The organism is Nocardia sp. bgisy134, assembly GCF_965341865.1.
Lineage (GTDB): Bacteria > Actinomycetota > Actinomycetes > Mycobacteriales > Mycobacteriaceae > Nocardia.
Genome location: NZ_CBDQZP010000013.1, coordinates 216,216 through 239,981, shown reverse-complemented (window position 1 = coordinate 239,981; position 23,766 = coordinate 216,216). Strand labels below are relative to the sequence as shown.

Sequence of the window (23,766 nt, the reverse complement as noted above, 5' to 3'; positions counted from 1 at the left end):
CTGCCGCTGTGCGCAGCAGGTGCGCTCCCAGCCGGGGCAGCAACTCCGCCTTGACGGCCTGCCAGGAGCGGATCTCCGCTGCCGACAGGAGCGTGGCGGGTTCGTCCCGCATCTGGAGCCAGACCGTGCATGCTGCCGCCAGCACCGACATGGTGGCCACTGCCGTGGCCGGGCCGCTGCCCATCGCGATCGCACCGTTGCCACGCAGAATCATCGCGTCCGCCGACCCCATCGCCTCGGCGAGCCTGCGGCCTCGGTCGGCCTCGCGGACCAGCAACGCGGACGGATACACCGGAATGTAGTCGCCGAGCCAGCACGCCTGACCATGTGTCGGGGCGATGCGGTCGGTGCACATGCCGACGGCCAGCGAGGCCGCCGGCTGCGCACGAGCGATCGCTCCGGTCGCCGGGTAGCGCTGGTAGAGGGCCAGGTGGGCCCATGCCTCGGCCGGGCACCCGGGTGGCAATTCCGTGGCGGTCAACGGGACGCGGAGGCAGTCCGAAGCCGCGACGGTCGCCAAATCGGCCGCGGGGGTAATGACCATGTGGTCGACGTCCCTGGCGGAGACGTGCCCGAATGCGTCGACGAGCCCCAGCGCGGCCAAGGCTCGCGCCGCGTCGGCAACTTGGATATCGGTGGGGGAGCGCATAAGAGGTAACTGTATGCACTCAGGGGCGGCGGCACCACGCCGGAAGCAAAGTCGATGACCCTGCCGGGAACTCGTTCCGCTAGGTGAAATTTGCGAGCGTCCAACGTGACCAGCATCACTATTGAAGGTCAAGGTGTATACACTTCTGTTCGAAAGGATCCACCATGACCAGCGCTTTGACCGCCGCAGCATTCCAGGCGGTCGACACCCTCGACGCCGAGGGCTTTGCCGAGCTTTTCGCACCGGACGGCAAGATCACCTTCGGCAATTTCCCCACTCTCGAAGGCCGTGATGCGGTCGAGGCGGGCTGCGCCGGCTTCTTCGGCACGGTCGGTGGGATGCATCACGACATCGTCAACGAGTGGATCGTGGGCAAGAACACGATCGTCGAACTCGTGGTCACGTACACGCGTAAGGATGGCGGAAAGGTCCCGATCCCGGTGGTGTCGATCTGGACCGTAGGTGACAGCGGCCTGATCGACGAATACCGGGTCTTCTTCGACTTGGCGCCGGTGTTCGCATGAGCACGCGCAAGGCGACAGGACGCGTCGCGGTCGTCACCGGAGGCGCTGCCGGCATCGGGCAGGCGTTCGCCGAGCGCCTGGCCGTGGACGGACATGTGGTCGCCGTCGCCGACGTCGGCCCGGCGGACGAGACCCTGCGCCTGATCGAGAAGGCGGGCGGCCGCGGGTTCGCCGCCCATTGCGATGTGCCCTCGCCCGAGTCCGTGCGCGCATTCGCCGCCGAGGTCGAGGGCGAGCTCGGGCAAGTGGACGTCTTGGTGAACAATGCGGGCACAGGCCAGACCTTGATTGTCGACGACGGATGGATGCGGGCATGAACGAAAGTGAAGGACTTCATCGTGGCCTTCGTGACGGCTGAGAACGCCGGGCAGAACGTCCCGGCCTGACCCGACCGGCCGGACCTCCGCATGTGAGGTCCGGCCGTCCCGTCAGCCGTTGTCTCGACCATGACCACCGGCTGAATGCGTTCGTCTGGCCGGGAGGCTGTCGTACCGCCGGTGCGGTCGGCACCGGACCAGACTGGAGCGAGGCGCGTCGTCAGGTGAGGTTCTCCGCGATCGCGGTCGCGGCCGCCCTGGCGTCGGGCACGAGATCGATGAGGTGCCTGCGGCTCGAGCTCGCCGCCGGGCACGCCAACACGACAGCGGCGACGACCTTGCCCGACCGGGTGGTGACCGGGACGCCGACGGCGTTGACGCACTGCTCGCTTTCCTCGAGGCTGAGGGCATAACCCGTGCGGCGGACGACACCGAGCTCGCGACGCAGCGTGACAAGATCACGCATCGAGCCATCGCGCATGCGGACATGGCGGTTGGGGTAGAGCGCGACCAGTTCGGTGTCCGGAAGCTGGGCCAGGAGTACCTTGCCACCCGATGTGGTGTGCGCGGGGAGGAGAAGCCCGACTCGACTGGCGACGCGGAGCGCGTGGTTGCTCTCCACGCCGTCGACGAATCGGCAGCCGTTGCCCTGCAACGTCGCCAGAAAGGTCGTGTTGCCTACCTTGCGCGATAGCGCCGCCAGATAGGGGTGGGCCAGGGCGGCCGGGTCCTGCGGCGGCTCGGCGCCCGACGGCAACTGCGCCAGCCGAGGTCCCGGCAGGTAGACGCGTTTTCGGTCCTGTTCGGCGAACTCGTGTCGCTTGAGGGTCGATAACAGCCGGTGTGCGGTCGGGGGCGTCACCGACAGCAGCTCGGCGGCGTCGGCCACTCGCAACCGGCCGTGCTCGCGAAGAGCAATGAGGAGTGTGAGGACGTTCTCGGCTGAGGAGACCGACTCGTGCGACGGCATTGTCGCCGTGGTCATGACGCCACCATTCTGTTCTCCAGCCGGCCGATGCCGTCGATCTCGGTGACGACCAGGTCGCCGACGTGCAGGAAGGTCTTGCGCGGCATGCCCACCCCGGCCGGTGTTCCGGTCAGGATGACGTCACCCGGCTCGAGTGTCAGTACGCGGCTCGCGGCGGCGATCAGTCGTGGCACCGTGATCACCATGTCGGCGGTGGATGCTTCCTGTTTGATCTCCCCGTTGACGGTCAGCCGGAGTGTGAGGGCATGCGGGTCGCCGATCTGCCAGCCGGGAACGATTCCAGGCCCCAAAGGGCACGATCCGTCGAATGCCTTGTGCTGGACCCAGTCCCAGCCGAATGGCGGTTGGACCGCATCCTTCCTCGGGAACCGTCCGCGTGCGGACAGGTCGTTCGCGACGGTGTAGCCCGCGACGTGTTCGAGGGCTGTGCGCTCGTCGATATCGCGCCCGCCGGTGCCGATGACGACGGCCAGCTCGGCCTCCCAGTCCACGTCTGCGTTATCCGGCAGCCGCACATCGTCGTGCGCACTGACCACCGTCGTTGTCGGTGGCTTGAGGAAGAAGAACGGCTCGCCGTCGGGGTTCGGGCGCTGTGTGCCCATCTCCTGCGCGTGTCCGTAGTAGTTCGCCCCGGCGCAGAGTATCTTGCGGGGGTAGGTGAGAGGGGCGATCAGCTCGGCGTCCGGCGCGACCTCGAGTGCCGAGAGCTCGAGATTCTGGAGCAGCGGCGTGAACTCCTCCCACCGGTCGAAGACGTCCAGGAGAGTGCGAGCGGACAGCGACTGCGGCGCTCGACAGACTTTGCCCTCCGCGAGCACACCAATGCTCGGCTCGGCTCGGTTGTTCTCGACGAATTGGACGAGGCACCAACGCTGCGACGACATGCAAACCCCTTAGATCAGTGAGCTCACTAAAGTGCACACACTTTCGCGGGGGTTGTCAAGCTCGCTCGGCCCCGCTGTTCCGCAGGCCGAAATTTGCTGGGCAGTCACTTCTTCTCCCGACGTGCGAGACGAGAATTGTCCAGTGCCTGATTCCGCAAGGCGTGCCGAGCCGGATCCCGACACAGTGCTGGGCAAGGTGATGTCGGTGCTGCACGCGTTCGAGGTCGAGGACCAGGGAGTCGGTTTCGCCGAGTTGCAACGGCGTACGCGGCTGCCGAAGGCAACGCTGCACCGCATACTGGGCGATCTCGAGTCGACACGCCTGCTGGATCGGGTCGGCGGCGCCTATCATCTGGGCAGTCACCTTTTCGAACTCGGCATGCGGGCCTCGGTCGAGCGAGGCCTGATCGAGGTGGCCACACCCTTCCTCGAGGACCTCTACGAACGCACCCATGAGTTGGTGCACCTGGGGCTCCTGGAGAGCCACGAGGTGGTGTACGTCGCGAAGATAGGTGGCCACCGGCAGGTGCGCTCGCCTTCTCGACTGGGCGGCCGGATGCCCTTGCACGCCACCGCCATCGGCAAGGCGCTGCTTGCCCATGCTCCCGCGGACGTGCGGCGGGCGGTCCTTGCGGAACCGCTGCCACGACTGGCGCCGCGGACGATCACCGCACCGGGGACGCTCCGTAATCAGCTCGACGACGTGGTCGAGAGCGGGATCGCCTTCGAGTTCGAGGAGTCCGCCATAGGGATTGTGTGCGTCGCCGCGCCGGTGCTCGACGCCGATGAGCGGGTGCTCGCGGCGGTCAGCGTCACCGGTCCGGTAACCCGTTTCCGCCCGCGGCAGCACGCGGCGTCGGTGCGCGCTGTCGCGGACGGGATCGCAGCGACCCTGGCGCGGCGCGAGGCACTCCGGAAGCGGGATTGACACCGTCGCCGTCCGCGTCGCCTTGAAGTCCGACAAGGCGAATGACAACGGTGTCGTTCCTCTCTGCTACGGTTTCGCGTCGCACACCTCGGGAGGAAATCATGATCAAGTCTTCGTCCGTCACCGCCGCGCTCGCCATCGCTGCGGGCGCGCTGATCGCGCTGCCCGCCACGCCCGCGCACGCCCAGTCCCTGAACTGCGCGAAGGCCATCGAGCTGATCAACATCGCCATCGACACCACCGGCGGCACCATGGACGAAGCGACCGCGACCGCGCTGTCCGGCAGGCTGAGCGGCCTGGCCGAGACGGCGCAGGGCGCCGAACGGGATGCCATCGCGGCCTACGCAGGCGCTCTGATCGATGACGAGGTCGTCGACCTCACGCCGTTCACCGACGGACTCAACCGCGCCTGCGCCTGACCGCGCGCCCACCGGCTGCGCGGTGGATTCCCTGTCGGCAGCGGCATCGCCCAGGAGTCGGCAGGGAATTCGCGCAGTCGTCAAGCGTCGACCACCAGCAGCGGTCCCGGGAATCGGGACACGCGCGGGTGGAAGATCTCCGCGGTATCCGCCGCGACATCGGTGCGATGGTCGGGACATTCGGCTTCGCCCCTGAGCACGCAGCTTCCGCGCGGCCATCCCGCCACTTTCGACGGTGTCGCGCCTTCCGCATGGAGCTTGTGCATGCGTGACAGGCGCGTACACCGAACCCCCGCTGCGGCGGTCGTGCGCTATGTCGTGGCCGTCGCCAGCTCGATCAGGCGGGCGCGGACCAGGTCGGGGCGTTCGTCGGCGATGAAATGTCCACAGCCGGTGACGGGTTCGAAGGTGTAGTCGTCGGCACGGGCGGTGTCGGGGGCGGCCAGCGAAGGATGGAGAGCGGCGTCGTCCAGGCCGAAGAGCGCGCGGATGGGGATGGTGGCGCGGCGGCGCTCGGGATTGCGTGCGCTGTTCGGGATTTCGCGCACCCAGAACGTTCGGTAGGTGTCGGTGGCGGCGCGGGCGCAGACCGGATCGCGGAAGCGGTCGGCAAAGATTCGCACCACCTCGGGGCTGACCGCGCTGCGGTCGGTGATCGCGGCGGGGATGAGTCGTTCGAGGACGCGGGTGCGCTGTTGTAACGGCATGCCCGCGATGGCGAGCAGCGGTTGATAGACGAGGAAGCGCCAGACATGGCGCAACACCGTTGCCGCCGGGACCCATGGATGCGCCATGTTCAGTGCGAGATAGCCGTCGAAACGTTCGGGCTGGCGCAGCACCATCAGGTATCCGACATAACCGCCCCAGTCGTGTCCGACGAGCAACACGCGCTCCAGGCTCAGCGCATCGAGGAGCGCGAGCACGTCGGAGGCGATGTCCTCCTTCGCCCACCGATGCGGCGGCGGGCCCGACCAGCCGTAGCCCGGCAGATCGGGCGCGATGATCCGGAGTCCCTCGGGCGGGTCGGCGAGCAGATCCCGGTACGCGTAATGGTGCTGCGGCCAGCCGTGCAGCAGCACGACCGGACGGCCGTCGACCGGCCCGGCTTCGGTGACGTGGAATCGGACGCCACGGGCGGTGCTGAACGACCGGCGCACGCCGGGTATGACTGGCGGTTCGGAAACAGCGATACCGTCGGTAACAGGCATGCTGGTCACGATAGTTCGCCGGGCGGGTTCCGGACTACCGTCTGCGGGTGGATCCGGCCACCGACCGTGGGTGGAGAGAACCGTTCGGCGCCGTCGTCGCATGGGGGAGCGCCGGCCGGTGAACGTGCCGCCCGATCATGGCGGGTAACCGCTCACCGTGCTTCGTCATCACGTCGTTGCTGTTGGGGCAGTGGTCGTATTCCATGGCCGATGCGACACGACCGCTCGACACGACGTGCTCGGCGACGCAGTCTCGTCCAGCACCCGCATTTCGGCCGCGGCCTTGCGTACGTTCGGGAAAAGAAAGGCGTGCCAGGAGCTTTCGCGCACTTCGACGTCCAATTCCACGGCGAGGACATCACAATCCGGCCGGGCTCTCTCGGCTGGGTTCCGGTCCGCGATCAGTCGGGCACCGAACTCGAACCTGGCCACCAGATTCCGATCGACGTCCTGCGTGCACGAACGGAGGCAGCCGAAGCGATTGCACGGAATCCGTATGTAGGAAGGCCGCACATGACACCTGAGATCGCGGAAAGGGTCCGCAATAATGCCGAACTGCTTCGTGAAGAGCTCACTCGTGCCGAGGTCGCGGAACTCGAGGCCGACCGCCCGACGGAGTGAATGTTCGGCGCAGGAATCGTCACGATGCAGAGCAAACAGCCGGACGGTCGTGAGGGTGACGCGGTCGGCGAAACCGGGCACCGATAGTCAATAGGTGGGTCGCCGTCGTCGGTGCTATCGTTCGGGCGCGGCCGGACCGACCGGTACGGCCGGTATTGCGTTGGGGGGTTCCATGTTCAATTGGTATGTAGGTCTGCTCGCGGTCAGTGGTGTCGTCATGATCGCGATGGCCCTGGTGGAGAACGGGCAGAGCAAGGCTTCGCGCATCATCAACGCCATCTTGGGGCCCATCTACCTGGGCTATGCCATCTACCTGGCCTTCATCTTCGAGAGTGGCTCGTACTGGGTCTTCTTCCAGGCGTTCATCCTGCCGGTGCTGCTGGTGGTGGATTTCTTCCGGAACCGAACTCCGCGCCAGAAGCTGACCGAGACCCAGAAGGCGTGGCGTGAGCATCAGCGTTCCGAGCAGAAGCGGTAGGGCGAGTACACGCAAATCCGGTGCCCTACTGCACCATTCGATGTGTTGGTGTAGCGGACACGTGGCCAGGTCGCAGCGCACGAGCTACTGGGTCGGGGCCCTGGACTGTCTACTGCCAGATGTCGTGCCGCAGTTGCGGAGTCATGAGCTGCGGTGTGCCAGGTATCTATCCGACCGTCGCGTCGCGCGTCTGCCCGATAGTCGACGCAACGTCATTCGGGGTATGCGGCGATCTCGTTGTCGCCTTTCGTGCTACCCGTGTTCGGCAGCGCCTAGCGTGGCGGATAGTGCGGCGAATACCCCGGACACTCGGCCACCGATCCGTGTCGATCGACGTCGTCGATCGCATCGTGCTGCGTGACGGCGGAATCGCCGCCAACGACACCTACTTCGACTCGGCATCGCTGGTGCCGCGGCTGCTCGCGCATCCGATCCTGTCGCTGAAGCTGTTGCCGCGATTCTTCCCGACCGCCGCCGAACGCGCGGCATCGCGCAAGCACTCCCGCACCGAAGGGATGCAGCCCGTGACCACCACACCCACCACCGGCGTCCGCGCCGACGCGCTCGACCGCATGGCCATCGGGCGGCTCGTTCTCGCCGCCATCTCGCTGACCGCCCCCAGACAGTTCGCCAGGGCGGTCGGGATCAAGAGTTCCCCGGAGCTGACCTACCTGACCCGGATCTACGGGGCACGTGCCTTGGTGATGGGTCTGGGCTACCTGACCGGCAGCGAGGAGGAACGCGCCCGCTGGAAGCGGTTCGGGCTGGTCGTCGATACCTCCGACACCCTCACCGGTATCGCCCAGCTGGTTCGTCGCGACGTTCCAGTGCGTGCCGCAGTCAGCATGCTTGCACTGACCGGCTCCTATGCCGCGGTCGGCGCGGCCGAGGTCGTGTCGGACCGACGAAGGTGAACTCGTCCAGTGTGGTCCACGAGTGACATCAGCCGCGAAACGGCAATAGGCGTTCTGCAACGCTGAAAGTCGGCATGCCAGGGTCCGGGAACGGCGCCTGTGATAGATCCGATTCGCCGTTGACCAGGGAAAGTCGGGCTTCTCACCTTCATGTGCGTGCACAGGAGGTCGCTGCCTACGGTCGGTGCTGTGACCGAGAAGACGATTCCTCTGTTGATGGCTCGATCCATTGAGCCGGTGGCCGATTTCTACACCGCGTTGGGGTTCGAGATCACGTTCCGCCAAACCAAGCCCTCCCAGTTTCTGAGCGTGAAGCGTGGCGGTATCGAGTTGAACTTCCATGGAGACAAGGCTTTCGATCCGCAGTCGTGCACGCATGGCTGCCTGGTCGACACCGATGACGTCGACTACCTGTACGCGGTCTTCACCGCGGCGCTGGGCGAGGTCTTCGGGTCGGTGCCTACGCAGGGCGTCCCTCGGGTGGGCGTATTGAAGGACACGACCTACGGGGTGCGACAGTTCCTGATGACGGACCCCGGTGGGAACACCATCCAGATCGCGCAGCCGATCAGTGAGGACCAGCGACACCGGCCGGTGCCGCGGTCGACCTTCGACCGAGCCGTTCATATGGGCTCGCTGTTCGCCGATTCCAAACAGGACCTGGAGTTGGCAGTGAAGGTCCTCGACCGTGAGTTGCACCGAACCGACGAGCAGCCGACGCCGGTCCAGTTGGTGAAGCTGCTGGTGCTGAGGGCCGATGTGGCGCTTCGCCGCGGCGAGACGGACCTGGCCCGAGAACTGTTGGCTCGGGTCCGAGCGGCAGGGGTCAGCGAACCGGAACTGGTCGATGACCTGCGGCGAGCCACCGAACTCGAAGCCGCACTGTGACAGGGATTCCCGCCGCCGCGTCGCCTGGATCGTGATCAGCGGCCGAGCACGAGTCGGACCGGCCGAGCAACGGCGCCGCGGCCTGCTGCTGGCAGAACCGGGCTATAGCGAAGTGAACGCGATATGTCTCGCGACGCCGACCCGCCGCGCACGTTGCGACGACAGAACATCAGCCGCTGTGGTGTCATTGCTGTCGATAGCCTCGCTCGCTGTGATGGAGGTGGGGGATGTCCGGCACGACCCTGCCGTGTACTTGATCTGGCTCGGTGGGAGCGCCATTTGGAAGTCCCTGCCGCGCAATAGAGCGCCGGGCATCGGCGAAAATACCGCCACGGCTCCGATGGCTACGCGGGCGACGGAGGCTCTGCGCGCGGGTGCGATAACCAATCTGCTGAATCCGAAGGTCGGCGTCTTCTACATCAGTATCCTTCCGCAGTTCCTGCCCGTCGGTTCGGCCACGGCGGCGTCAGGAGCGGTGCTCGTTGGCATCCATATCGCCGTCACTTTCCTCTGGTACCCGGCACTGATCTGGACGGCGAGCAAAGCCCGGCACATGCTGCTGCGTGAGCGGGTGCGCGCCTGGATGGATCGAATCAGTGCCACCGTCCTGATTGGGGTCGGGCTGAAGCTGGCCGTGCAAACCCGTTGAGCCGCAGCCAGCTCCATCGACAATTGGCCGAGCAGTAGGTGTGGCCCGACCGGCGTCCCACGTACACAGCTTGGGCCTGTTGTGAAATGGCAAGACGTGGGTGGTGGCTGTCGTAATTCGTCGGGGAGCCGTTGGTTGATGGCGGCGATGTGGATGGTGGCCAGGCAGCGGACGGCGAGTTTGTCGAATCAGGCTGTGAGGACAACGGGTTTGGATCGGGAGCGGGGTCGGCTCAGCGGTGTCCGCCGGAGTGGTCGTGGGCGCAGACGTCGGTGCGGCGGCCGTCGGGGCCGACTGCTGCCTGCCCGGCGCCGTGGCCTTCCAGGGCGGCGAACGGGCCGCACTGGTGGACGGTGATCCAGACGTGGACCATCGGGTTGCCCGCGCCGGGGTTGATCGAGCCGGGCGGGCAGGCGCCCTGGGCGTCGGTGATTCCGGCGACCCGGGGGCCGTTGGCTCCCGCGCTCCAGCAGAGGTTGTCGTGGACGTGCCACTGCATCAGCGAGCCGCCGTAGTCGACGAGTTCGGGGTCGTCGAGCCTCTTGTCCGCGATGTACATCGCCGAAACCAGGGTGCGGTTCCGTCCGTCGACTCGGTAGACGAGCGACTCCGGGCGGGTCGCGTCGAGGAACCGGCCGTCGCGGATGTAGGCGGAGTTGATGTAGTGCTCGTAGCCGGTGGACGAGTCGCCGATGGAGCGGTAGCCGAGGGCTCCGACGGATTGCACGTCGGCGAAGGCGGGCAGGTTGTCGAGGGTGCTGCGGATCAGCGCGGTCGCGCGCTGTTCCTGCGCGGCGGTCACGCCGGGGACGCCGGATACGTCGATCGGGTTCGCGGGGTCGAACGGGCGCGGCCACTGTGCGCTCGCACCGTGGTCACCATGGTCGCCGTGCGCTCCTTGGTCGGCATGTGCGTGGTCGTCACCGTGCGCGGTCTGATCGCCGTGTGCGTGGTCGTCGCCGTGGCTGTGCACGTGCCCGACTCCGCCGAGCATCGCCGCCACCGCCAGCACAACCACCGCGGTCGCGGCGATACCGGTCCGCATCGCGGGCAGCTGCGCCTGCGGCAAGGCCAGCGCGACTCCGGCCGCCACCGCCGCCAGCACACCCAGCGCCGCGCACACACTGTCGATGAACTGCGGGGCTTCCGCGTCCAGCCCGTCGATCCACGGGACACTCGCGAACCGGGTGTAGACCCACATCGCCGCCGCGAACAGGTTGACCCCGACAACCGCCGCAGTCACCGCGCGGCGTGGGCTCAGCGTCGCCAGCAGCCCGGCCACGCATTGCAGCGCCGCCAGCGCGACCATGAGCCGGGCCAGTGTGGCGTGCTCGGTGTGCAGCCCCGCGGCGAACAGGTGCAGCGCACCCGCCCCGATCGATGCCAGGCCGCCGAGTAGCAGAAATCCGTTGCGCCCGTTCGCCATATTCGCCGTCCTACTCTCTCGCGTTCCGGACATTATCCTGTCGAGTTGAACCACCTTTGTCGCATTCGTGAGAGAACTCTGAGGCTTCCGCGTTCACCCCGGGTGGAGAACGGGTTCGGCGTCGACGGAGGATGGCACCTCGGTGTAGCTCGTCGGGCAACGCTCACCCGGGGGGGCCTACCCGCGCAACGGGGTGGCGACGACGCCGCTGCGAGCGATGGTGTCCGGCAGTCGTTCCCGATGAACTCGAGCGGACGCAGTGCAGTTCCGCGAACACGTCGCCGACAAGACTCCGTCGCGGTAGCCTGCCGGGTACCGTGTTTCACCACCCATGGATTCGACAAGCCGAACAAAAGCCCTGCCTTCCAACGTAATTGGGACGATGCCCACCTGATTGTCATTCACAGATGGTGGTGGAGGTCGACTCGCGACCATGCACAGCTACCGCCGCGATTGGTCGCGGGCTGCCCTCGCCACTTCGATCGAAACGACCGCACGCTGACCACTACGCTACCGCTGTCGACGGCGGCCGGGGACCACGATTTCACCGATGGCCGGGTGATCATCGCGCCGACGCCCGACGCCCGACGCCCGACGTCGGCGATGGGGCTGGCCACCGACTCGGCGACAACGCCATGGTCAACGGTGTCGGCAGCTCGGCTCAGATGGGTGCCGCGCCGCGCCGCAAGCGGTCGTCGAGGATGACTCCACCTGCCCGGATACTCCGCGCGCTCCGAGCCGGACACGCCCACGCGAAGCGGCGGCCACGGCCCGCCCGACCGCCTAGAGTCATCGGCTATGGGAGGTAAGCATCGCGAGGGTGACCGCATCGACTCCGTCGCGTTCGCAAGCGTCCTCGCTGCGGTGCAGCGTGATCGGGAAGTCTCGGCCACGCACAGCGGGTTCGCCGCCCGGGCGCTGGCCGTACAACCGGAGGTTCCGGCGTGGATCGCATGGTTGTTCGAGCATGCCGGTGAACAACTGGCGCGGATGGCGCACCAGATGCACTACCCCCTCGACCACACCGGACACCCCGACCGGCATACCGCCGACGAATGGCTGATCATCCAACGCGCCTACCATGCCGAATTCTCCGCTCGCGCGGTCGAACGCGCCCGCCGATTCCACAGCGACCGCCCCGGTGTCGTCACGGCCCATGCCCCCGAGTTGCCCGACGACAGCGAGTTCTACGCAGCGCTGGCATCCGGCCGGGAATGGACCGGACACTGGTATTCCCGCGACCCGATCGAAGCCTGGGAAATATCGAGCTCACCGGCCTGAAACCGGCTGACACGCGAGCGCGGGTGCGTGGGTCGTCCTCGCGGAAGACGAACCGGTCGAACTTCGGCGGGGTGTCCACCGGCGTCGCGCTGGATCACCCGAGCACATCGTTCCGATCACGCCCGAGCCTTGCGCTGGCATGCGCCGGAGATCATCATTCATCGATAGGAGAACACCGCGCACGTCGAGGGCGATCCCGCGAATCATCTCGGGCGGACGGTGTTATGGGCCGGTTCGAGCGCACTCCAGAGCTTGCCCGAACACTTCGAAAAGCACCTCGCTCAGATCGTCCTCACCTCCTGGCTTCGAACCAGGGCCGTCGATGCCGACGGGAGCAACTAGGGCCTGCCACCCGCCCAGGGTCTCAACTGCTGCGGATTCGGTGTCCGAACCGCGCCCCTGAAACCCGCCCACCCGGAAGCGGTCATCCCATAGCGAAGGAGCAAACAATGTCCACCATCCACTTCAAGGAGACGACGAGTTCGACACCGGAGCAGTTCGTGGCGGCGCTGACCGATTTCGGGCCGGGCCGCTCGCAGGTGTTCGGCAACAGCGCCGACCGATATCTCGAGGTCCACGACCAAGGCCGACGTGAAGCCGACGTCACGGAGGGCTCGCACGGCATCTGGGAACGCCTGCACTACGACTGGTCAGACCCCGACCGCGTCGTCATGACAACCACCGACTCGAACGTGTGGGGCGGCCACTCGGGTCACACATACACCTTCACGCGCCGGCCCGATGGGACGACCGATGTGGATGTCGTCGTGGTGCGCGAGGGCAAGAACCTCAAGGGACGGGTCCTGGGAGTCGTGGTCGGGACCGTCGGCGGACCCGTGTTGAAGCAGGCCTTCGGAAAGACCGTCAAGGCGATCGAAGCCCGCGACAGCGGCAGGGGAACGCCCGAACGCCCGTGACGGGTGGCCCTCCATCCACCTCGAGTAGAGACCGATGCCGCCGATGTCGAAACGCCAAAAGTCGGATCAGATGCTCTCGACTCCGGTGCGATCCTGCGCGGGAGGCAGTCCTCCGTTCGCGTGCCGCCACCGTTATCCGGTCTTGCGGCCGATGCCCAGTCGCTCGGCCGCTTCGACCGGACCGACACCGGCTAGCTCAGCTCCCGGTAACGCCAAATGCCTTTCGGCTCTATGCTTTCCAGCCACTCGCACACCCGTCTCTCGGCAGGAGATTGCGACAACTCTGTAACGTGTTGCGGAATAGCTTCGAATGCATCCCATGTAATCAACCACAACAACATTCGGAGCTCAGTATGCGAATCTCGGCTCGAGCACTGGCGATGTGCCTGGCAACTCCCGCTGTCGCAGTGGCCCTCACGGGGACGGCCACCGGAACGGCCGCCGCCGAGCCCGGCTGCTCAGGATCGATGAACGGCCCATGGGCCTACAACGGGATCTGCCAAGGCGGTGCGGGCAGCTACCGACTCGAGATCGATTGCATCGGATACAATTTCACCGCCTTTCCGCCGATTCTGGGCCAGTACACGGCGCGCGAAGACCTGTCCGACGGGCAGGCGGGCACGGTGGCTTGCTTCGGCCCCAACTGGTCCAGCGCCGGTTGGGGAGTGAGCGGGCGCATCTTCCGGCTCTGACCGGAGGCTCGAATGACCGCCCGCGGGACTGGCTTTGGCGGTGGTCGGCCACGCCGTGCAAGACTGGTTCGCTGTGAAGATCCGTGGTGATGCGCGGCCCGCCACGCTGTTTGCGCCCTTGCCGACCCTGGTGGTCGATACCGCCCTCACCGTGGCGGTGACGGCGGCTACGACGCTGCCTGTGGTGTTCGAGGGGCGGTCGTGGTGGGTGCTGCTGCTGGCGGCATCCGCTTCGGTGCCTGTGCTGTGGCGGCGCCGGGCGCCGCTGGTCGTGTTCAGCGTGGTCGGCCCGGCGCTCATCTGGCTTGCCTGCGTCGGCGCTATGCCCGCGCTGCCGTACGGAACCATCGTGTGCGCGTACACGATTGCCGCCTACAGCCCGCCTGCGCGCCGCGCGGTCGCCGCCGTGAGCGGGATCATCGGCATCCTGATCTCGCTGATCGTGCCCAACGAATCTCCGGATGCGTACGGCTACGCGGCGATGTCGTTTCTGACGGCGTGGACGCTCGGAACCGGGGTGCGGGCCAGACACGCTCACATCGTTCTGCTGCAGGAGCGCGCGCTGCGGCTCGAGGAGGAGCAGTCGGCCGCGGTCGCCAACGAGCGGGTCCGCATCGCGAGGGATATGCACGATATCGTCACCCACGCGGTGGGGCTGATGATCGTGCAGGCCGAGACCGGCCCCCTGCTCACCCACACCGATCCCGATCGCGCCGCCGCCGTCTTCGCCGGTATCGCGGACACCGGGCGTGATGCGGTGCGACAACTGCGCGGCAGTCTCGAGACATTGCGCGGCGACGCCGATCCTCGACACCAGCCAGGTATCGCGGCGATCGCCGACCTGGTCGAACTGACCAAGCGTGCCGGGCTGACCGCCACCTACCGTGCGTACGGCACGCCCCGGACGTTGCCCGGCGAGGTCGAGGTCGCTGCATACCGGGTCGTGCAGGAGGCGCTGACCAACACGGTCAAGCACGCACATGCCAGCGATGTGCAGGTGGTGCTGTGCTGGTCCGATCAGTGGCTGACGGTGCAGGTCCGTGACGACGGTACAGGCGACGCCTCGGGCGCGTATTCGGCCGGGTACGGCCTGCGCGGAATGCGGGAGCGGGTCAGTGCGTGCGGCGGCCTGCTGCACGACGTCCGATCCGATTGCGGGTTCACCGTTTTCGCCGAACTACCCATCGCGAGGGTGAGCTGAACATGCGTGTACTCATCGCCGACGACCAAGAGCTTTTCCGCGTCGGATTCGAGATGATCCTCGACGCGGAACCCGATATCTCCGTCGTCGGCACAGCGGCCGACGGACAGGACGCCGTCGACCAAGTGATCGCGGCAGCGCCGGACGTCGTCGTGATGGATGTGCGAATGCCGCGCCTCGACGGCGTCGCCGCCACTCGGCAGATTTGCGCCCGTACGGCGGCAAAGGTGTTGGTACTCACCATGTTCGACGCAGACGAATATGTGTACGCCGCGCTACGCGCCGGCGCGAGCGGCTTCCTGCTGAAGGACATGCGTCGTGCGGAGTTGGTCTCGGCGGTGCGGGTGATAGCGGCGGGGGAGTCGCTGCTCGCGCCGACGGTGACCCGCCGGCTGATCGAGGACCTGACTCGTCGCGGCGCTCCCCGGCCCGACCTGGCGCACCGACTGGCCGAGTTGACCGAACGCGAACGCGACTGTCTCCGCCAACTCGCCAGAGGCCAGTCGAATGCGGAGATCGCCGCGGCGCTGGTGGTCTCCGAGCACACGGTCAAAACGCATGTCAGCTCTGTGCTTTCGAAGCTGGGCTTGCGAGACCGTCTGCAGGCGGTGGTATTCGCGTACGAAGCAGGATTGGTCGTTCCGGGCACACCCGCCTGAGCGTCCGAGCGGTGGCGCTGCGACGGGCCGACAGCGCGAAACGCTGGATTCGAACCGCTCTCGAGAGGGAGTGCCGGTTCATTCTTGTCGGCGATGCGTCGTGTCCGCCGCATGACGAGCATTCCAGGTGACCTTCCCAGATCCGAGGAGTTCACCGTTGAAGCGTCTGGTAACCGCCTGCGTGGCAATCGTTCTGTCGGCCCTGCTGTGGTTTCTCGGCACCGGCCTGCACCCTTTGCCGTGCGTTGCTTTCCTCGCGCCCCTGCCGGTGCTGCTACTCGCCTCCAGGGCGTCGGGCGGTGTGGCATTCCTTGCCGGGCTGCTGTCCTGGCTCGGCGGTGCCTGCCAATTCTGGCCGTATTTCACAGGAACGCTCGAACAGCCGCCGGTCGCACCGGCGGCGCTGCTCGGCGGCACCTCGGTGGCTTTCGGCCTGCTGGTCCTGCTCACTCGCGCGCTGCTGGTGCGCAACCGCCCTGGGCTGGCTCTGCTCGCGCTACCCGTGGGCTGGGTGACAGTGGAGTACCTCATTTCGGTCTTCGGCTCGATCGGTGCGTGGTGGAGCCTGGCATACACCCAGACCGATGTATTGCCCGTCATTCAGTCCGCCGCACTCACCGGTCCGTGGGGCATCACTTTTCTGATCATGCTGCCTTCCTCCGCGATCGCGGTGTTGACCGCACCGAATGTGACCCGCGCGCAACGGCTTCGCCTCGGCAGCGGCACAGCAGCACTGCTCACGGCGACACTCGCCTTCGGCTACACGCGGATCGCCCTGCCCACGGACTCGGCGGCGGTTCGCGTCGGGCTCGTCGCCTTGGCTCAGCCCGATGACTACGTTCCGGTCGACAGCGCAGCAGGCCAGGATATGGTCGCGCGTGCCGTCACCGAGATAGAACGACTCGTCGATCAGGGCGCCGAGGTGGTTGTACTTCCCGAAAAATCCTGGCGTGCAACTGAATCCACACTCCCCATGCTGTCCGGTCCGCTGACCGAGGTCGCCGCGCGGCGCCATACGACCGTGGTCGCGGGGCTGGTTCTCGCCAGGCCGGAGGCCGCCGTCAATGCCGCCATCGCGTATCCGTCCGGCGTCGTCTACGCCAAGCACTACTTGATTCCCGGTCTGGAAGACGAGCTGCGCCCAGGCACCGCATGGCAGCAAGTCCCCGGTACTTCATGGTCACTCGCGATTTGCTACGACCTGGACCGCCCAAGCCTCGTGCGCGCCAACCGGAACCGCGGCGCCACCCTGATGCTGGTCCCGGCATTGGATTTCACCGTCGACAAGTGGCTCCACAGCCGCATGGCAGTCCTGCGCGGCGTCGAATCCGGCGTCGGCGTCGCCCGCGCAGCACAACTCGGCGAGCTGGTCGCCGGCGATGCCACCGGCCGTGTAGTGGCCTCGGCGGCGACCGACACTGCGCATGACCGAACCGTCATCGCCGACATCCCCCAGCACACTTCCGCCACCCTCTACGCACGCTTCGGTGACTGGTTCGGATGGCTCGCGGCGGTCTTGGCGGCAGCCTGTGCCGCCGCGGGATTCGCGCCGGCCCGCCGCACCGCGCCGGCCGGTGCGGGATCCGGCACCGTCCGTGCACGGGCGCGAAGGTAGGTTCGTTCCCGTGTACGTGAAGATCTGCGGACTGACCTCCGTTGCCGCTGCGGACGCGGCCATCGCGGCAGGCGCCGACGCGATCGGTGTCGTCATGAACCGGACCAGCCCCCGGCGACTGGAGTTCGGTGCGGCTGCCGAGATCATCGCGGCGGCCGGTGACCGGGTCGACACAGTCCTCGTCGTCAACGACATGTCCGCCGCCGATGCCGCGGAAAACGCCGCGAAGCTCGGCGTGGCGGTGCTGCAGTTGCACGGTCCGTACACGCGCGAGGACTTCACGAACGCGTTGACGATCGTGCCGAGAGTATGGCGGGCGACGTCACTGAAGAGCGACCCCGACCTCACCGTTGGCGCATTCGGCGAGGAGGCGCTGCTTCTGGACGCACCGAAGCCGGGGTCCGGTGAACGGTGGGACCTCTCCAAGCTCGGTGCCCGCAAACCCGAGGGCAAGTGGATGCTCGCGGGCGGACTGGGCCCCGACAACGTCATCGAGGCAATTCGCGCTGTACAGCCGTGGGGCGTCGATGTGTCCAGCGGTGTGGAGGCGAGCCCGGGCGTCAAGGACCTGCAGAAGGTTCGTGACTTCATCACCGCGGCGCGCAGCATCGGCGGGGCTTGACCGCGATCGCTTGCCGGCAGGCGTACGTATCGCACTCGAGCAACATCGGACACCGAGGTGTGGGGATCCACACCCCCGGGGTGACTATTTGCTGAGCGTTCGCTACTCGACGATGGGAGTACCCATTCCCCAATCACTCGAGCGAGGAAGAACGGGCTTTATGTCGATCACCCTTGGTCAGGCACTCCTCACCCGCACAGCTACGCAAGCGCATGAGCACGCAACTTCGTCGGCGCCGCCGACGACCGTACCCGTCATCGAAGCCATTGCGACCGGTGCACCCAGCCTGGTCCTCGACCAATCCGTCGCAGCGGACTGGGTTGCTGGGCAATTCACCGATCCGGAGCAGCAAAGCCGGATCAGGCGCATCTTCCGCAAGACCATGATCGACACCCGGCGGTTCGCGGTGGACCCGCTGGATCCTCGAGTTCATGCGCCCGGCGGCAAAACGGCGACGATCCAGGATCGCATGCAGTTGTTCTACCGCCACGCCGTTCCACTGGCGGTCGATGTGGCGCGACGCGCGCTCGACGGTGTCGACCCTGCCGACCTCGGACTTCTCGTGTTCGCCACGAGCACCGGCGTCATCGCGCCCGGCGTCGATGCCGCGGTCGTCGAAGAACTCGGACTGCCTCGGTCGATCGCTCGCCTGGTGGTCAACTTCATGGGCTGCGCGGCAGCGATGAACGGAATTCGCACCGCCTCGGACTTTGTCCAGGCCAATCCGGACAAGAAGGCGATGGTCTTGTGCATCGAGCTCAACTCGGTGCACGCCGTCCCCGTCGAAGACATCGACGACGCGGTGATCCGCAGCCTGTTCGGAGACGGCTGCGGCGCGGTCGTCATCGGGGCAAACCGAGGGGAGGAGCAGGTCGAAGCCGGGACGATCGTCATTCGGGACAAATTCACCCACCTGTTCGAGGGCACCGAAGACGGCATCGCGGTCGGCGTCAACCACGACGGCATCACGTGCGAGTTGTCCGAGAACGTACCCCAGTACATCTACGACGGCGTCGCTCCCGTCGTCGGAGACGTTCTGCGCCGCAATGGATTGCGGCACCAAGACATCGATGTGTGGGCAATCCACCCGGGCGGGCCGAAGATCCTGCTCGAATCCGCGCGATCGCTCGGCCTCCCGCCGGAAGCCTCGTCGACGAGCTGGCGGGTTCTCGGTGAATACGGAAACATGTCGAGCGTCTCACTGATCTTCGTGCTCGAACGGATCGCCGGTGAGGCTGCGGCGGACAAGCCGATCTCGACGGGCGTCGCGTTCTCGTTCGCGCCGGGCGTCACGATCGAGGGATTCGTCTTCGACGTTGTGCGGGCTTCCCACGCCGTCGTGCGGTCGTCCCGGTCGGCAAGCGGCCGGTGGGCGTCGCCTCCCAACCGAGTTCGTGGTGGCGTCGAGCGTCGCTTGATGGATCGGCAATTCGAGTAGTCGGGTACGCAGGAATCGCTCGCGCCGTGGGTGGATCGTGTCACCACGCGCTTCGGCGGGCAGATCCGAGGAACTTCGCTCCTGATCGCACCGGCGGCCCGGCCCAACGGGTGCAGCCGTGGCTCGCGAGGTGTCGCACGACAGGCAGTCGCGACGAGCGGAGGAAATGATGGCAAGCTTTGTATCAGGGCGTTTCGACGAGGACGCGCTGCTGGAAGAGATTCTCAACGATCCGGATACCGGCACCAAGAAGCTTCAGGCGGGTAGCCCGCCGGAGAGCGTCAAGAAGGTGCAGCAAGCGTTGTTCGATCTGACCTGGACGCAGCGGATCGACACACCCGTGTCCGACCGGTCCCAGTTCGTCATCGGTACTTACGGGCCGCTGACGACGAAGACGGTGAAGGCCTACAAGACGCATTACGACATCCGTTTTCCGCCCGGTGACCCGAACGGTTTCATCGATGGACTCACGGGACCCCGCACGCTCGCGAAACTCGATCGCCATTGCGTCCTCTTCGATCTGTGTGACGCGAAGCTGGCCGGAAAGGCAGTCGAAGTGCGTAATGCGACCGGCCGCGAACACGATTCGCCGACGTTACCCATCATCGGGACCAAGGGAGCAATGCGGTTGCGTTCCGGGGGCGGAATACCCGGAATTCTGAGCGGCCTTTGGTTCAAAAAGGGGTTGGGCACTTTCGAGGTGTCGGGACCCATTTTCATTGCCTACCAAGACAAAGGAAGCGAGAGCGGGGATCTGGGCTTCCCGTCCACCGACCAGCAGGCAGGCGATGCGCCGGGGCGCTTCTTTCAAAAGTTCGAAGGCGGCGAGATTCGGTTAGAGGATGGTCAGACATTCGTCCTGCTCGGCGATCCGCCGAACGACATGGATGTGTCGGCAGACTCGTTCTGACCATTCACGACGCGTGGACCGCGCGGTTGCTCAGGATGCGCGATGGCGGCATGTTCATCTCGCCCTCGTCGGGCCGATGGCCGGCGGCTGACCCTTCGTGGGCGCCGCCGGCCTCGAACCGTCGCTGCGTCAGCAGTTGCTGGGCGCGGGCTCACCACGAACCCGGGCGCCGAGCCAGTCCAGCACCTGGGGTGCGCCGATCATCGCGGCGGACAGGTGTTCGGGCGCGGACACTCGCAAAGTCTGCAACGGCACCCCGGCCCCGCACCAGCGGCTGTCGGTGTTGACGATGGCGTCGATCGGAATCAGCGGGTCGGTCGGCGAATGCCATTCGAACATCGGTATCTGCGGCACCCCGGGGTAGAGCTCCAGGCTGTTCTGCTCCACCACCGCCCGGGCTTCCGGGCTGTCGAACACCGAGGTGTTGGCGACGTAGTCGCGGACACCGGTGTTGGCGCCTATGGCGAGGAGTTCGTTGGTGCAGCTGTTGGCCAGGGCGTCGCGGACCGCGAGACCGCGTGGATTGAGGTACGAGGTGAGCGCCACCTGGTCCGGATACTCCCGTTCCAGACCCATCGCCACCGCCATCACCAGTCCGAAGGCCGGATGCGAACCGTCGCGCACCGCCTCCGCCATGGTCACGAGGTTCATCGGAACGCCGCCGATGGCCGCGCCCGCGAGTGCCAGCTCCGGCGCGTACGACGGTTGCAGCGCCGCCGCCCACGAGCTGGCGATGCCTCCGCCGGAGTAACCGGCCATCACCACGGGACTGTCGTGCAGGGCGAGCTCGGGTAGTCGTTTGGCCGCACGGATGCCGTCCAAGGTGATTTGACCACCCAGCCGGGCGGCTCCGAGGGCGAACTGCGGCCCGAGATGATCCGGCAGCGCGATACTCCAGCCCTGCTGCAGAAACACGTTCAGGAACGGCGCCGTGGTCGTCAGATTCAGATCGCCGGTGTACAGCTTGCGCGATACGGCACAGTCGGTGCCGAGCGAATTGATGAAGTGCTGATATGACAGCAGCGGCGCGTCGGGCCGGTGGCCCGCGGGCGTGACGATCGTGGTGGTCGCCGCGATCGGTGCGCCGTGCGAGTCGCTGGACCGGAATTCGACCAGCCGCACGGTGGCGCCGGGAAAGAGCAGCAGCGGCGACATCTCCCGGACTTCGAGCACGTCACCGGGTCTGTGCGCCGCCAGATCTGGCGGCGCGGCGTAGAACGGGTCGGGATCGGGCCGCGGATACAACGGTGCCGCGGTTGCTGTCGCGACGAGCAGCAGCCCGAGTGCTGAACCTCCGAGTGCGCCGAGTACGTCGGTCACACGGTTGCGCTTGGCGCCGAGAAAACGAAGAAACGGACGAGTCACGAGCGTTGACCTCCACGAATAGTGCGCGGATTTCGTCGACCAGCAATCTTCAATCCGAATGCTATATCAGCAAATACTCAGCGACACGTCAAAGGGTAAGCCGAAGTCTCGGCGTGCATGTCCCGAATCGACTCCGAAGGTGCTGATCTAGGTGGAGAAGTCGTAGAAAGCGACCGAGAGTCAGCTTTCTAGCTGCTGTTTCGCCTGAGGGAGGAGATCTCTGGACACAAGCGCGGCCAGCGGCCGCAGATTATGATCCGTCCTGCGCCTGCATCTCGATCGGCGGGTGTCGTCTCGATCAGTATCTGGGCGATCGCATAGCTATCTCACCCGACGGCACAGCGGCCCGTGGCCGAATGGCCACGGGCCGCTGGATCCGTCATCCGGTCGCGGTCACCCCGCCGCCGGCGCCTCCTGATCGGCGGGGCGCACCGGCGTGATCGGCAGTACGAGCGCGGCGGGTGCGCCGGCCGGGACCGTGGGCTTGGCCGGGGCGGTCGGCGAAATGCGCTGGTATCCGGCGCTTTGCGGGGGCCTGGAATCCACCTCGCCCTTGTTGGGCCAGAAGGCGGCCGCGCGCTCGGCCTGCGCCGTGATCGTCAGCGACGGGTTCACGCCGAGATTCGCGGAGACCGCAGCGCCGTCCACCACGCTCAGCGTCGGGTAGCCGAAGACGCGGTGGTAGCCGTCGATGACGCCGTGCGCCGGGTCCGCGCCGATGGTGGCGCCGCCGAGGAAATGCGCGGTGAGCGGGACGTTGAAGATCTCACCCCAACTACCTCCCGCGATGCCGCCGATCTCGTCGGCCACCTTGCGGGTCACCTCGTTGCCGACCGGGATCCATGTCGGATTCGGCTCGCCGTGGCCCTGTTTCGAGGTCAGCTTGCGCCCGAACAGGCCGCGCTTGGTGTAGGTGGTGATCGAGTTGTCCAGGTGCTGCATCACCAGCGAGATGATGGTGCGCTCACTCCAGTTCTTGGTGCTCAGGAACTGCAGCAGCTGCATCGGGTGGCGCAGTATCAGCAGCACGAACCGCAGCCAGCGCGGGATGCGGCCGCCGCCGTCCACCATCAGCGTCTGCAACAGGCCCATCGAGTTGGAACCCTTGCCGTAGCGGACGGGTTCGATGTGGGTGTCCGGCGTCGGGTGGATCGAGGACGTGATCGCCACGCCTTTGGTGAAGTCGACGCCGGGGGTGACCTTCCTGGTCGCCGCACCGACGATCGACTCGGAGTTGGTGCGGGTCAGCACACCCAGACGATCGGAAAGGCCGGGCAGCACGCCCTTGTCGCGCATGTCGAACAGCAGCTTCTGGGTGCCCCGGGTGCCCGCGGCGAGCACCACGTGCGCGGCGGTGTAGGCCTTGGGCTGCTTGCGAACCAGTGCGCCGGTGCGCTTGGTCGCGACGTCCCAGGTGCCGTCGGGTAGCGGCCGCAGCGCGGTGACCGTGGTCATCGGGACGACCTCGGCGCCCGCCTGCTCGGCCAGGTAGAGGTAGTTCTTCACGAGGGTGTTCTTGGCGCCGAACTTGCAGCCCACCATGCAGTCGCCGCATTCCACGCAGCCGGTGCGCTCGGGTCCGACGCCGCCGAAGTACGGGTCGGCCACCGTCTTGCCCGGTTCGCCGAAGAACACGCCGACGGGGGTCTGCACGAAGGTGTCGCCGACACCCATGTCCTCGGCGACCTTCTTGAAGATCTCGTCCGCGGGTGTCATGTGCGGGTTGCGGACCACGCCGAGCATCTTCTGGGCCTGCTCGTAGTAGGGCGTCAACTCCGCGCGCCAGTCCGTCATGTCGCGCCACTGCGGGTCCTGGAAAAACGGCTCCGGCGGGACGTAGAGGGTGTTGGCGTAGTTGAGCGAACCGCCGCCGACGCCCGCGCCGCCGAGAATCAGCACATCGCGCAGCAGGTGGATGCGCTGGATGCCGTAGCAGCCGAGCGCGGGCGCCCAGAGGAATTTGCGCAGGTCCCAGCTGGTCTTGGGCAGCTCGTCGTCGGCGAAGCGCTGACCCGCCTCGAGCACGCCGACCTTGTAGCCCTTCTCCACCAGGCGCAGCGCGGTGACGCTGCCCCCGAAACCGGAACCGACGATAAGTACATCGAAGTCGGTTGCTCGCTGGGACATGCGCGGAACTCCTCGGTTTGTCGGCAGTGACCTGCGTTACGCTAAT

The 23,766-nt window shown here is 66.6% G+C and carries 25 protein-coding genes; 17 read left to right on the top strand and 8 right to left on the bottom strand.

Features of this window, described 5'->3' with window-relative positions; translation table 11 throughout:
- Window positions 1-649: class II aldolase/adducin family protein (locus ACRWNM_RS23500; protein ID WP_431970214.1), on the bottom strand; the 649-nt coding region annotated here is incomplete at its 3' end.
- Window positions 650-825: 176 nt separating this feature from the next.
- Between ACRWNM_RS23500 and ACRWNM_RS23495 the strand changes: the two genes are divergently transcribed.
- Window positions 826-1,173: a nuclear transport factor 2 family protein gene (locus ACRWNM_RS23495; protein ID WP_431970213.1), complete on the top strand. Its 348-nt coding sequence runs from the start codon at window positions 826-828 to the stop codon at window positions 1,171-1,173.
- A complete protein-coding gene (locus ACRWNM_RS23490; protein ID WP_431970212.1) occupies window positions 1,170-1,490 on the top strand; it encodes an SDR family NAD(P)-dependent oxidoreductase in 321 nt (106 codons plus the stop codon). The genes ACRWNM_RS23495 and ACRWNM_RS23490 overlap by 4 nt, the downstream gene beginning before the upstream one ends.
- Before the next feature lie 220 nt (window positions 1,491-1,710).
- Here ACRWNM_RS23490 and ACRWNM_RS23485 read toward each other — a convergent pair whose 3' ends face one another.
- Together ACRWNM_RS23485 and ACRWNM_RS23480 are read right to left on the bottom strand one after the other, a co-directional pair.
- Window positions 1,711-2,475 carry an IclR family transcriptional regulator gene (locus ACRWNM_RS23485; RefSeq protein ID WP_431970211.1) on the bottom strand — a complete coding sequence of 255 codons (765 nt, stop codon included), beginning with the start codon at window positions 2,473-2,475 and terminating at the stop codon, window positions 1,711-1,713.
- Window positions 2,472-3,362 carry a fumarylacetoacetate hydrolase family protein gene (locus ACRWNM_RS23480; protein WP_431970210.1) on the bottom strand — a complete coding sequence of 297 codons (891 nt, stop codon included), beginning with the start codon at window positions 3,360-3,362 and terminating at the stop codon, window positions 2,472-2,474. The genes ACRWNM_RS23485 and ACRWNM_RS23480 overlap by 4 nt, the downstream gene beginning before the upstream one ends.
- A 199-nt stretch (window positions 3,363-3,561) precedes the next feature.
- Between ACRWNM_RS23480 and ACRWNM_RS23475 the strand changes: the two genes are divergently transcribed.
- Entirely contained in the window at window positions 3,562-4,290 is a 729-nt protein-coding gene (locus ACRWNM_RS23475; RefSeq protein ID WP_431970233.1) for an IclR family transcriptional regulator, read from the top strand.
- A 101-nt stretch (window positions 4,291-4,391) separates the two neighbouring features.
- Window positions 4,392-4,709 carry a hypothetical protein gene (locus tag ACRWNM_RS23470; protein ID WP_431970209.1) on the top strand — a complete coding sequence of 106 codons (318 nt, stop codon included), beginning with the start codon at window positions 4,392-4,394 and terminating at the stop codon, window positions 4,707-4,709.
- A 311-nt stretch (window positions 4,710-5,020) separates the two neighbouring features.
- Here the strand turns inward: ACRWNM_RS23470 and ACRWNM_RS23465 are convergent, their stop codons facing one another.
- Both ACRWNM_RS23465 and ACRWNM_RS23460 read right to left on the bottom strand, forming a co-directional pair.
- Entirely contained in the window at window positions 5,021-5,917 is an 897-nt protein-coding gene (locus ACRWNM_RS23465) for an alpha/beta fold hydrolase (RefSeq protein ID WP_431970208.1), read from the bottom strand.
- A 168-nt stretch (window positions 5,918-6,085) separates the two neighbouring features.
- Entirely contained in the window at window positions 6,086-6,619 is a 534-nt protein-coding gene (locus ACRWNM_RS23460; protein WP_431970207.1) for a hypothetical protein, read from the bottom strand.
- A gap of 91 nt (window positions 6,620-6,710) precedes the next feature.
- Between ACRWNM_RS23460 and ACRWNM_RS23455 the strand changes: the two genes are divergently transcribed.
- From ACRWNM_RS23455 to ACRWNM_RS23440, 4 genes are all read left to right on the top strand, one after another.
- On the top strand, window positions 6,711-7,016 hold the full coding sequence (locus tag ACRWNM_RS23455) for a hypothetical protein (RefSeq protein ID WP_431970206.1): 306 nt from the start codon (window positions 6,711-6,713) through the stop codon (window positions 7,014-7,016).
- Window positions 7,017-7,339: 323 nt separating this feature from the next.
- Window positions 7,340-7,930 (top strand): hypothetical protein, encoded by a 591-nt coding sequence (locus ACRWNM_RS23450; protein WP_431970205.1) that lies wholly within the window; start codon window positions 7,340-7,342, stop codon window positions 7,928-7,930.
- A 216-nt stretch (window positions 7,931-8,146) separates the two neighbouring features.
- Window positions 8,147-8,818 (top strand): VOC family protein, encoded by a 672-nt coding sequence (locus ACRWNM_RS23445; RefSeq protein WP_431970204.1) that lies wholly within the window; start codon window positions 8,147-8,149, stop codon window positions 8,816-8,818.
- Window positions 8,778-9,467, top strand: a complete 690-nt coding sequence (locus ACRWNM_RS23440) for a LysE family translocator (RefSeq protein ID WP_431970203.1) — start codon at window positions 8,778-8,780, stop codon at window positions 9,465-9,467. The genes ACRWNM_RS23445 and ACRWNM_RS23440 overlap by 41 nt, the downstream gene beginning before the upstream one ends.
- Window positions 9,468-9,699: 232 nt before the next feature.
- Here the strand turns inward: ACRWNM_RS23440 and ACRWNM_RS23435 are convergent, their stop codons facing one another.
- A complete protein-coding gene (locus tag ACRWNM_RS23435; protein ID WP_431970202.1) occupies window positions 9,700-10,893 on the bottom strand; it encodes a hypothetical protein in 1,194 nt (397 codons plus the stop codon).
- Window positions 10,894-11,691: 798 nt separating this feature from the next.
- On the opposite strand from ACRWNM_RS23435, the gene ACRWNM_RS23430 reads away from it, so the two are divergent.
- From ACRWNM_RS23430 to ACRWNM_RS23390, 9 genes are all read left to right on the top strand, one after another.
- On the top strand, window positions 11,692-12,174 hold the full coding sequence (locus tag ACRWNM_RS23430; protein ID WP_431970201.1) for a hypothetical protein: 483 nt from the start codon (window positions 11,692-11,694) through the stop codon (window positions 12,172-12,174).
- 449 nt (window positions 12,175-12,623) lie between these two features.
- A complete protein-coding gene (locus ACRWNM_RS23425) occupies window positions 12,624-13,091 on the top strand; it encodes a hypothetical protein (RefSeq protein WP_431970200.1) in 468 nt (155 codons plus the stop codon).
- A gap of 467 nt (window positions 13,092-13,558) precedes the next feature.
- Window positions 13,559-13,783: a hypothetical protein gene (locus tag ACRWNM_RS23420; protein ID WP_431970199.1), complete on the top strand. Its 225-nt coding sequence runs from the start codon at window positions 13,559-13,561 to the stop codon at window positions 13,781-13,783.
- Between the two features lie 73 nt (window positions 13,784-13,856).
- The gene (locus ACRWNM_RS23415; protein ID WP_431970198.1) at window positions 13,857-14,984 is read left to right on the top strand and encodes a sensor histidine kinase; all 1,128 of its coding nucleotides are present in this window, start codon (window positions 13,857-13,859) and stop codon (window positions 14,982-14,984) included.
- Window positions 14,981-15,643, top strand: coding sequence for a response regulator (locus ACRWNM_RS23410; protein ID WP_431970232.1), 663 nt, complete (start codon window positions 14,981-14,983; stop codon window positions 15,641-15,643). Before ACRWNM_RS23415 ends, ACRWNM_RS23410 begins: the two co-directional genes overlap by 4 nt.
- Window positions 15,644-15,800: 157 nt before the next feature.
- Window positions 15,801-17,258: a nitrilase-related carbon-nitrogen hydrolase gene (locus ACRWNM_RS23405; RefSeq protein WP_431970197.1), complete on the top strand. Its 1,458-nt coding sequence runs from the start codon at window positions 15,801-15,803 to the stop codon at window positions 17,256-17,258.
- 10 nt (window positions 17,259-17,268) lie between these two features.
- On the top strand, window positions 17,269-17,880 hold the full coding sequence (locus ACRWNM_RS23400; RefSeq protein WP_431970196.1) for a phosphoribosylanthranilate isomerase: 612 nt from the start codon (window positions 17,269-17,271) through the stop codon (window positions 17,878-17,880).
- A 160-nt stretch (window positions 17,881-18,040) separates the two neighbouring features.
- On the top strand, window positions 18,041-19,318 hold the full coding sequence (locus tag ACRWNM_RS23395) for a type III polyketide synthase (protein WP_431970231.1): 1,278 nt from the start codon (window positions 18,041-18,043) through the stop codon (window positions 19,316-19,318).
- Window positions 19,319-19,487: 169 nt separating this feature from the next.
- Window positions 19,488-20,228, top strand: a complete 741-nt coding sequence (locus tag ACRWNM_RS23390) for a hypothetical protein (RefSeq protein ID WP_431970195.1) — start codon at window positions 19,488-19,490, stop codon at window positions 20,226-20,228.
- A 129-nt stretch (window positions 20,229-20,357) separates the two neighbouring features.
- On the opposite strand, the gene ACRWNM_RS23385 is transcribed toward ACRWNM_RS23390, so the two are convergent.
- Both ACRWNM_RS23385 and ACRWNM_RS23380 read right to left on the bottom strand, forming a co-directional pair.
- Window positions 20,358-21,548, bottom strand: a complete 1,191-nt coding sequence (locus ACRWNM_RS23385; protein ID WP_431970230.1) for a lipase family protein — start codon at window positions 21,546-21,548, stop codon at window positions 20,358-20,360.
- Between the two features lie 438 nt (window positions 21,549-21,986).
- Window positions 21,987-23,720 (bottom strand): GMC oxidoreductase, encoded by a 1,734-nt coding sequence (locus ACRWNM_RS23380; RefSeq protein ID WP_431970194.1) that lies wholly within the window; start codon window positions 23,718-23,720, stop codon window positions 21,987-21,989.
- Window positions 23,721-23,766 lie beyond the last annotated feature (46 nt).

Excerpts from the sequence above, each read along its gene's own strand:
- ACRWNM_RS23455 (WP_431970206.1), top strand. The coding sequence starts at position 6,711 with ATGTTCAATTGGTATGTAGGTCTGCTCGCGGTCAGTGGTGTCGTCATG.
- ACRWNM_RS23470 (WP_431970209.1), top strand. The coding sequence starts at position 4,392 with ATGATCAAGTCTTCGTCCGTCACCGCCGCGCTCGCCATCGCTGCGGGC.
- ACRWNM_RS23490 (WP_431970212.1), top strand. The coding sequence starts at position 1,170 with ATGAGCACGCGCAAGGCGACAGGACGCGTCGCGGTCGTCACCGGAGGC.
- ACRWNM_RS23480 (WP_431970210.1), bottom strand. The coding sequence starts at position 3,362 with ATGTCGTCGCAGCGTTGGTGCCTCGTCCAATTCGTCGAGAACAACCGA.
- ACRWNM_RS23395 (WP_431970231.1), top strand. The coding sequence starts at position 18,041 with ATGTCGATCACCCTTGGTCAGGCACTCCTCACCCGCACAGCTACGCAA.
- ACRWNM_RS23420 (WP_431970199.1), top strand. The coding sequence starts at position 13,559 with ATGAACGGCCCATGGGCCTACAACGGGATCTGCCAAGGCGGTGCGGGC.
- ACRWNM_RS23380 (WP_431970194.1), bottom strand. The coding sequence starts at position 23,720 with ATGTCCCAGCGAGCAACCGACTTCGATGTACTTATCGTCGGTTCCGGT.
- ACRWNM_RS23435 (WP_431970202.1), bottom strand. The coding sequence starts at position 10,893 with ATGGCGAACGGGCGCAACGGATTTCTGCTACTCGGCGGCCTGGCATCG.
- ACRWNM_RS23425 (WP_431970200.1), top strand. The coding sequence starts at position 12,624 with ATGTCCACCATCCACTTCAAGGAGACGACGAGTTCGACACCGGAGCAG.
- ACRWNM_RS23445 (WP_431970204.1), top strand. The coding sequence starts at position 8,147 with ATGGCTCGATCCATTGAGCCGGTGGCCGATTTCTACACCGCGTTGGGG.
- ACRWNM_RS23390 (WP_431970195.1), top strand. The coding sequence starts at position 19,488 with ATGGCAAGCTTTGTATCAGGGCGTTTCGACGAGGACGCGCTGCTGGAA.
- ACRWNM_RS23475 (WP_431970233.1), top strand. The coding sequence starts at position 3,562 with ATGTCGGTGCTGCACGCGTTCGAGGTCGAGGACCAGGGAGTCGGTTTC.
- ACRWNM_RS23485 (WP_431970211.1), bottom strand. The coding sequence starts at position 2,475 with ATGACCACGGCGACAATGCCGTCGCACGAGTCGGTCTCCTCAGCCGAG.
- ACRWNM_RS23465 (WP_431970208.1), bottom strand. The coding sequence starts at position 5,917 with ATGCCTGTTACCGACGGTATCGCTGTTTCCGAACCGCCAGTCATACCC.
- ACRWNM_RS23440 (WP_431970203.1), top strand. The coding sequence starts at position 8,778 with ATGACCTGCGGCGAGCCACCGAACTCGAAGCCGCACTGTGACAGGGAT.
- ACRWNM_RS23430 (WP_431970201.1), top strand. The coding sequence starts at position 11,692 with ATGGGAGGTAAGCATCGCGAGGGTGACCGCATCGACTCCGTCGCGTTC.